Source organism: uncultured Planktosalinus sp. (assembly GCF_963973675.1).
In the GTDB taxonomy this organism is placed as follows: Bacteria; Bacteroidota; Bacteroidia; order Flavobacteriales; family Flavobacteriaceae; genus Planktosalinus.
This window is the reverse complement of sequence record NZ_CAXBAN010000337.1, coordinates 1-2,957: the sequence shown is the minus strand read 5'-3', so window position 1 is coordinate 2,957 and position 2,957 is coordinate 1. Positions and strand designations below refer to the sequence as shown.

Annotated in this window: 5 protein-coding genes and 1 pseudogene; 4 read left to right on the top strand and 2 right to left on the bottom strand. The window is 36.4% G+C overall.

Features of this window, described 5'->3' with window-relative positions:
• Positions 1-464: pseudogene (locus AACY61_RS11575) on the top strand (TonB-dependent receptor); the annotation flags it as partial.
• A 150-nt stretch (positions 465-614) separates the two neighbouring features.
• On the opposite strand, the gene AACY61_RS11570 reads toward AACY61_RS11575, so the two are convergent.
• Entirely contained in the window at positions 615-1,046 is a 432-nt protein-coding gene (locus AACY61_RS11570; protein WP_339611739.1) for a hypothetical protein, read from the bottom strand.
• A 165-nt stretch (positions 1,047-1,211) separates the two neighbouring features.
• Between AACY61_RS11570 and greA the strand changes: the two genes are divergently transcribed.
• The 3 genes from greA to AACY61_RS11555 all read left to right on the top strand — a co-directional run bounded on the left by greA (position 1,212) and on the right by AACY61_RS11555 (position 2,602).
• Positions 1,212-1,688, top strand: coding sequence for a transcription elongation factor GreA (gene greA / locus AACY61_RS11565; protein ID WP_339611738.1), 477 nt, complete (start codon positions 1,212-1,214; stop codon positions 1,686-1,688).
• A 93-nt stretch (positions 1,689-1,781) separates the two neighbouring features.
• Positions 1,782-2,171, top strand: a complete 390-nt coding sequence (locus tag AACY61_RS11560; protein ID WP_339611737.1) for an HIT family protein — start codon at positions 1,782-1,784, stop codon at positions 2,169-2,171.
• Positions 2,168-2,602: an acyl-CoA thioesterase gene (locus AACY61_RS11555; RefSeq protein ID WP_339611736.1), complete on the top strand. Its 435-nt coding sequence runs from the start codon at positions 2,168-2,170 to the stop codon at positions 2,600-2,602. The genes AACY61_RS11560 and AACY61_RS11555 overlap by 4 nt, the downstream gene beginning before the upstream one ends.
• On the opposite strand, the gene AACY61_RS11550 is transcribed toward AACY61_RS11555, so the two are convergent.
• A partial coding sequence (locus AACY61_RS11550; protein WP_339611735.1) for a HAMP domain-containing sensor histidine kinase occupies positions 2,575-2,957 on the bottom strand: 383 nt, incomplete at its 5' end. The genes AACY61_RS11555 and AACY61_RS11550 overlap by 28 nt on opposite strands.

Here is a 2,957-nt window from a genome sequence, read left to right as displayed (position 1 = left end):
TGCCCAATTTCGCTTTAAGCCAAAACAAAAACCGAAATTTTGTGGCATCTATTGACGGCGAACTGGTGAATCTAGGGACTACTAACATTTCGTTTTCACCCGAAGTAGTAGCTAACAGCATGCTAATTTACCAACCATTTGAAGGATTTCAAATGGGCTGGTTGTCAAAGTTTGTGGGCGAGCAGTATATGGGAAATATCGACAGCGAGGCTTCCAAACTAGACTCTTTTTTTATCAACGACCTCAACATCGTATATGAAATCAAAGACACTCCTGTGTTTTCATCTATTTTGCTTAACGGGATGATTAACAATATTTTTGATATAAAATATGTGTCAAACGGTTACTTTTTTACATTTGATGATGACTTTTCAGAACCGGGAACCATCACCACCATTGAAGGCGCGGGCTATTACCCTCAGGCCGGCATACACTTTATGACAGGTGTGACTTTGAAGTTTTAAATAGAAATAAAAATCCCCCTTGAGCTTGCTTGAGGGGGTATTTATAGATTACTTTATACAAATTTAAGCTACTGTACAAATATCCCACAATACACTTTGCCAATGGCTGAAGTAATGCCAGTTTAATCTTCTTTAAAAAACTCTAAATAATTAATTAGTAATAGTAATCACACTGCCATTCCTTAAAGCGTTATAGCGTTGCATGGGGTACAAATTGGGTTGGGATACGTGTTGTCCTGTGATTATGTTGTAAGTATTGTTTTCATTAGGGCATGGGCAGGTAGCCTCAATTCCATCAATTTCCATTCTGGAGCATACATTTGGTGCATGGTTGGGATCAGACAGTTCCAAAGCCACATACTGGCTGTTGTCAATATTGTAAACCACAATTCCCTTAATTCCCTGAGAGTTTAATAGAATACTATTCCCGGGAAAATTCAATGGGTTGTATTGAGGCAAACTCAAATCGAGTTGCATATTTACCAGTGGATCAATCAAATAAGGGTTATTTCTGTTGACATCGTCATCACTATTACAGGCAAACATCATAACACCCATTGAAAGTATCAAAAACTTCTTCATAAATATAAAAATAAAGCGTTGCAAGGTACGATAAAAACAAAAGCAATTAAATTTTTCGTATATTTGCACTCAAATCCCGTCGCGAATGGGATTTTTTTCGTTCCCGCAGTTGACTGAAGTATTCAGTGTAGCGGGAATCTTTGTATTATATAAAACGATGAAGTTATGAGTAAAGTATCTTATTACACTGAAGAAGGATTAAAAAAATTAAAAGCCGAACTTGACCAATTGCGGGATGTAGAACGACCTAAAGCTTCTCAGGCAATTGCTGAAGCAAGAGATAAAGGAGACCTTTCCGAAAATGCGGAATATGATGCCGCCAAAGAAGCACAAGGAATGCTGGAACTGCGCATTTCAAAACTAGAAGAGGTAGTCTCCAATGCCCGTTTGATAGATGAATCACAATTAGACACTTCAAAAGTCTTAGTGCATTCTACTGTAAAAATAAAAAATCAAGCCAATGGAGCCCAAATGACCTATAAACTGGTAGCGCAAAGCGAAGCAGATTTAAAATCAGGGAAAATCTCTGTTGACTCTCCTATCGGAAAAGGATTGCTTGGGAAAAAAGTAGGTGAAACAGCAAAAATTCAAGTTCCCAATGGAACAGTAACATTTGAAATACTTGAAATATCAAGAGATTAAAAAATATGCAATACAAATTTGAAAGAGCAGTTTTTACTGCTCTTTTTTTATGTGTTTGATTTTGTATCTTTAGCATATTAAAATTTGACATCTATGCCAACTGTTTTTACAAAAATCATTAATGGTGAAATTCCCTCTTACAAAGTCGCTGAAGACGAAAATTTCATTGCTTTTCTGGACATCAACCCCAACGCAAAAGGCCACACTTTGTGTGTTCCAAAAGTGGAGGTTGACAAGCTGTTTGAACTCGACGAAAACACCTATCTTAATCTTATGCAGTTTTCTCGCAAAGTAGCTTTAGCTCTTGAAAAAGCAGTTTCATGCAAACGGGTGGGGGTTGCTGTGGTTGGTCTTGAGGTGCCGCATGTTCACGTTCACCTTATTCCATTAAATCAAATGAGTGATATGGATTTCAGTAAAAAAGTATCACTTTCTCCGGATGAGTTTAAAACCCTGACCAGTAAAATTAAAGCAGCTATATGATCAACAATAGCAGCTTTCCTCTCGAAATTAAACTTCGTATCGACTGGAGTGATTTGGATGTGTATGAACATGTTAATAATGTTAATATAATCAGGTATCTTCAATCGGCTCGGGTAAATATCTGGGAAAAATCAGGTTTGTACAAAAGTTATAAAGAAACAAACCGCGGCCCCATGTTGGTTTCTTCAAAAGTTGATTTTATGAAATCTTTGTTCTACCCCGGAAATATTACAATTAAATCTAGAATTGGTTTTATCAAAAACAGTAGTTTTTCACTGGAGCACTTCATTTTGAATGACAAAGATGAAGTGTGCATTCAGGCAAAAGATATTGCCGTTTGTTATGATTTCAACAAAGAGAAAACTTATAAAATACCTGACGATTTAAGAGAAGCCTTTAAAGGTTATTCAACAAGCCCCAATGAAATCTGAAACGTAGTTCCCATCCCTTTTTCTGAACTTTTTACTTTGACTTTCCCTTGGTGATAGTCTTCAATTATTCGCTTGGTCAATGAAAGTCCCAGACCCCATCCACGTTTTTTAGTGGTAAATCCAGGCTTAAATATTTTATTGAAGTCCTTTTTTGATATGCCCTTACCGGTATCTGAAATTAAGATACAAACCGATTTGGTATTCTTTTCAATTGTGATAGTAACTTTTCCTTTACCTTTCATTGCGTCAATAGCATTTTTTACAAGGTTTTCAATAGCCCAGCTGTAAAGTTGTTTGTTGAGTTTTACATAAATTGGGTCATCAGGAATTTGCAATTCGAAATCAATCAACTTGG

What these genes read in the sequence shown, in the direction of transcription:
- AACY61_RS11570 (WP_339611739.1), bottom strand. Translation starts at nt 1,046, where the DNA reads ATGAAGAAGTTTTTGATACTTTCAATGGGTGTTATGATGTTTGCCTGT.
- AACY61_RS11560 (WP_339611737.1), top strand. Translation starts at nt 1,782, where the DNA reads ATGCCAACTGTTTTTACAAAAATCATTAATGGTGAAATTCCCTCTTAC.
- AACY61_RS11555 (WP_339611736.1), top strand. Translation starts at nt 2,168, where the DNA reads ATGATCAACAATAGCAGCTTTCCTCTCGAAATTAAACTTCGTATCGAC.
- greA (WP_339611738.1), top strand. Translation starts at nt 1,212, where the DNA reads ATGAGTAAAGTATCTTATTACACTGAAGAAGGATTAAAAAAATTAAAA.